Here is a 3,545-nt window from a genome sequence, read left to right on the forward strand (position 1 = left end):
TTTTTCCGCATGGTCAGCTCGGCGGTCAGCTCGGCGGTCAGCTCGGTAAATGCGTCCAGAATGCGAACGATTTCACCCTGGATCTCAAGGGATTTTTGCCGGTTTTCGGGGCATGGGATGGGGATTTGCTTGTTGGAGTAGTTGCTAATCCATTGCCGTTTATGATCCCCTTCAATCAGTTCGTTTGGTAACGTGTTGAGCCAATAGTAGACATACTTCAAGGAAAATTTTGTATCATCGTTTGATGTAATCATCTTCATAGCAGATGACTTGGCCTTGAAGTCGAAATCGACCCATTTATTGGCGGTTGTAAAGTCGTCAAAAATTATTACAGGGTTTTCTGATGCCTTGCAGATACCGTTGACATCATTGGTGTAGCCAAGGATAAAGGTTTTCCCAGCGGTCAAGACAGGCGTGTCAAATTCATCGCTGTAGTTTTTTGATTTCACTAAGTACTTGGTCGGCTGCTCATATTGAGTCACTTCCCCCAACGCCTTCCACTCCACCGCAACTCCATCCAGCAGCTTTACCAGAAAGTCTGGTATTCGCTGAGATTCACATTCGTGTTTATTCGTGTTCATTCGTGGTTCCAACCCTACAACTCCTCAATCCTGTACTCGCTATAACCTTCATAGAAATAACTCACATCAATCCCTTTCATAAACAGGGCGCGGTTATCAATCTGATTGGTAATGCCCAGTTTGTTTGCTGGAATCATCCGTGTGCTCCTTCAGCTTGCATTTTGTTGCTGAGTGCGTGTTAAGCCAGCCAGGTACAGCAGTCTTCCGGTCGCTCGGTTAAGGCGATGGGTTGATCATTCATCTCAAGCCCTTCCCAGTTTTTTAATACTGCTGTCTTCGGTCAACAGGCGCATCTGTTGAATGGCGGTGTTGTTCAGCAGTGTTAAGCGTTCATGCTGAGGAAGTGCCTGCTGGATAAAGTGGGCATTCAGGGTTTCAAGGTTGGCTAGGCACACCAGCTGTGAGACATTCGCGTAGTCTCGCATATTGCCGTCTTTATCCGGGTTTTCATCACGCCATTGTTTGGCGGTTTTTCCAAACAGTGCCATATTCAAAAGATCCGCTTCGGAAGCAAACACCAGGCTGGTTTGCTGTGGTGTCAGGGTGGGCGGGATCAGGTTTTCTTTAACGGCATCGGTATGGATGCGGTAATTGATTTTGGTTAACTGGCGCCTCACATCCCAGCCAAGCTGCTGGTACTCTGCTTCTTTGAGGCGCTGAAATTCTTTAATGAGATAGAGCTTGAACTCAACCGATACCCAAGATGCGAATTCAAAAGCAATATCCTTGTGCGCATAGGTGCCACCATAGCGCCCCGCCTTTGAGAGCAAACCGATTGCCTGGGTCGAGGTGATCCATTGTTTTGGTGTAAGGGTAAAGCTGTTTAAGCCTGCCTGTTTTCTAATCCCGTCGAATTCGACGGGATTAAAGCCTGGATTATGAAGTTGCTCCCATATCCTGAGGAGTTCGAGCGTGTTGCGGTTTCGAAGCCAATTCCGAATTAAATCATCGGGATGGCCGGGATTCTTTGATTTGGCAATATCCGTAAGACAAATGAAATCATTTTGGTCGATGGTTTTAAGTTTTATTTCAGTGCTTAAAACTTCGATCGTTTTATTGTTCGACATCTGACTCATCTCCCTCTATTTCCGCGACAATCGCATCAATCTCCGTCCGCAGTTGCTCGATTCTGGCGACGGTGGTTTTCAGCTCGGCATTGAGCTGGGTGATGTTGACCTGTTCGCGGGTGTCTTTGGCGTCGACATAGCTGCTGACCGACAGGTTGTAGTCGTTGGCGGCGATCTCTTCAAAGGGCACAGCGCGAGCAAAGTGGTCAGTATCTGCCTTGCTGTCGAAGGCCTGTATGATCTGCTCGATGTGGGTGTCGGTGAGGAGATTGTTGTTGGTTTCCTTTTTGAACAGACCGCTGGCGTCGATGAATTGGGTAGTGGTGTCGGTTTTGTGTTTGGCGAGCACCAGGATATTCACGGCGATGGTGGTGCCGTAAAACAGGTTGGGGGCCAGCGAGATGACGGTTTCCACATAGTTGTTATCCACCAGGTACTGGCGGATTTTCTGCTCGGCGCCGCCACGATAGAAAATGCCGGGGAAGCAGACGATGGCGGCGCGCCCCTTGCTGGACAGGTAGCTGAGCGCATGCAGCACAAAGGCAAAATCGGCCTTGGATTTGGGCGCCAGGACACCAGCCGGGGCAAAACGGTCGTCGTTGATCAGGGTCGGGTCATCCGAGCCGATCCATTTCACCGAGTAGGGCGGATTGGAGACGATGGCGTCGAAGGGTTTGTCTTCCCCAAAGTGCGGGTCGATCAGGGTGTTGCCCAGCTGGATGTTGAACTTGTCGTAGTTGATGTTGTGCAAAAACATGTTCATCCGCGCCAGGTTGTAGGTGGTGTGGTTGATCTCCTGGCCGTAGAAGCCCTCTTCGATGATGTGGGCGTCGAAATGTTTTTTCGCTTGCAGCAGCAGTGAACCGGAACCGCAGGCGGGGTCGTAAATCTTGTTGACGTTGGTTTGCTTGTGCATGGCCAGCTGGGCGATCAGTCTGGAGACATGTTGCGGGGTGAAAAACTCGCCACCGGATTTGCCGGCATTGGCGGCGTAATTGGAAATGAGGAATTCGTAGGCATCGCCGAACAGGTCGATCTGGCTGCCATGAAAATCACCGAAGTTCAGCCCGGCTACGCCTTTAAGCACGGCGGCCAGGCGGGTGTTTTTATCCTTTACGGTATTGCCGAGGCGGTTGCTGGTGGTGTCGAAATCGGCAAACAGGCCTTTGATGTCCCCTTCCGACGGGTAGCCGTTGGCGGAAGCTTGAATGGCGGCAAAAATGGCGGCCAGATCGGTGTTCAAGCTGTCGTTGTTGTTAGCATGTTTGGCGATATTGACAAACAACTGGCTCGGGTAGATGAAATAACCCTTGGTTTTGATGGCGTCGTCCTTGATCTCAGGGGTGATGACGTTGTCGGGGAGCTGGGCGTAGTTGATACTGTCGTCATCGGCTTCGATGTAGTCGGCAAAATTTTCGCTGATAAAGCGGTAAAAGAGGGTGCCAAGCACGTATTGTTTAAAATCCCAGCCATCGACTGAGCCACGGACATCATTGGCGATTGACCAGATCTGGCGTTGCAGGGCGGCGCGTTGTTGGGTGCTTGTCATGGTGTTGTTCCTTGATTTGAACAGTAACTATTCATCTGTCGTCCAAAAAACGTCATCCCCGAATGATCTCGTCGGGGATCTACGACGTTTAACGGCGAAAAATCAGACCGCTGCAGGAGTCGTCTTCAGGCACGATGATCGCCGCTAAAGCGGCTCCTGCAGAGATACCCAACAGTTACTGGGAGATAAGCATCAGCTCTCGGTCCGATTAATACGGTTGGCAGCAAAGGCGGCGCCAAAGCCGTTGTCGATGTTGACCACGGTGACGCCGGAGGCACAGGAGTTGAGCATGCCGAGCAGGGCGGCAACGCCGCCAAAGGCGGCACCGTAACCGACCGATGTCGGCAC

At 51.0% G+C, this 3,545-nt stretch carries 4 protein-coding genes and 1 pseudogene; all 5 read right to left on the reverse strand.

The window, feature by feature from the left end; all coding sequences use genetic code 11:
* Window positions 1-581 (reverse strand): restriction endonuclease subunit S (locus tag AC6F7T_RS10980; RefSeq protein ID WP_500718805.1); only part of this gene is annotated, 581 nt, incomplete at its 3' end.
* A gap of 14 nt (window positions 582-595) precedes the next feature.
* Entirely contained in the window at window positions 596-718 is a 123-nt protein-coding gene (locus AC6F7T_RS10985) for a hypothetical protein (protein ID WP_500718807.1), read from the reverse strand.
* A gap of 105 nt (window positions 719-823) precedes the next feature.
* A complete protein-coding gene (locus AC6F7T_RS10990; protein ID WP_500718809.1) occupies window positions 824-1,648 on the reverse strand; it encodes a KilA-N domain-containing protein in 825 nt (274 codons plus the stop codon).
* Window positions 1,635-3,197, reverse strand: a complete 1,563-nt coding sequence (locus AC6F7T_RS10995; protein WP_500718811.1) for a type I restriction-modification system subunit M — start codon at window positions 3,195-3,197, stop codon at window positions 1,635-1,637. The genes AC6F7T_RS10990 and AC6F7T_RS10995 overlap by 14 nt, the downstream gene beginning before the upstream one ends.
* A 192-nt stretch (window positions 3,198-3,389) precedes the next feature.
* Window positions 3,390-3,545 (reverse strand): annotated as a pseudogene (locus AC6F7T_RS11000) (nickel pincer cofactor biosynthesis protein LarB); the annotation flags it as partial.

This window comes from Pelovirga sp. (assembly GCF_059864205.1).

Excerpts from the sequence above, each read along its gene's own strand:
- AC6F7T_RS10995 (WP_500718811.1), bottom strand. The coding sequence starts at position 3,197 with ATGACAAGCACCCAACAACGCGCCGCCCTGCAACGCCAGATCTGGTCA.
- AC6F7T_RS10985 (WP_500718807.1), bottom strand. The coding sequence starts at position 718 with ATGATTCCAGCAAACAAACTGGGCATTACCAATCAGATTGATAACCGC.
- AC6F7T_RS10990 (WP_500718809.1), bottom strand. The coding sequence starts at position 1,648 with ATGTCGAACAATAAAACGATCGAAGTTTTAAGCACTGAAATAAAACTT.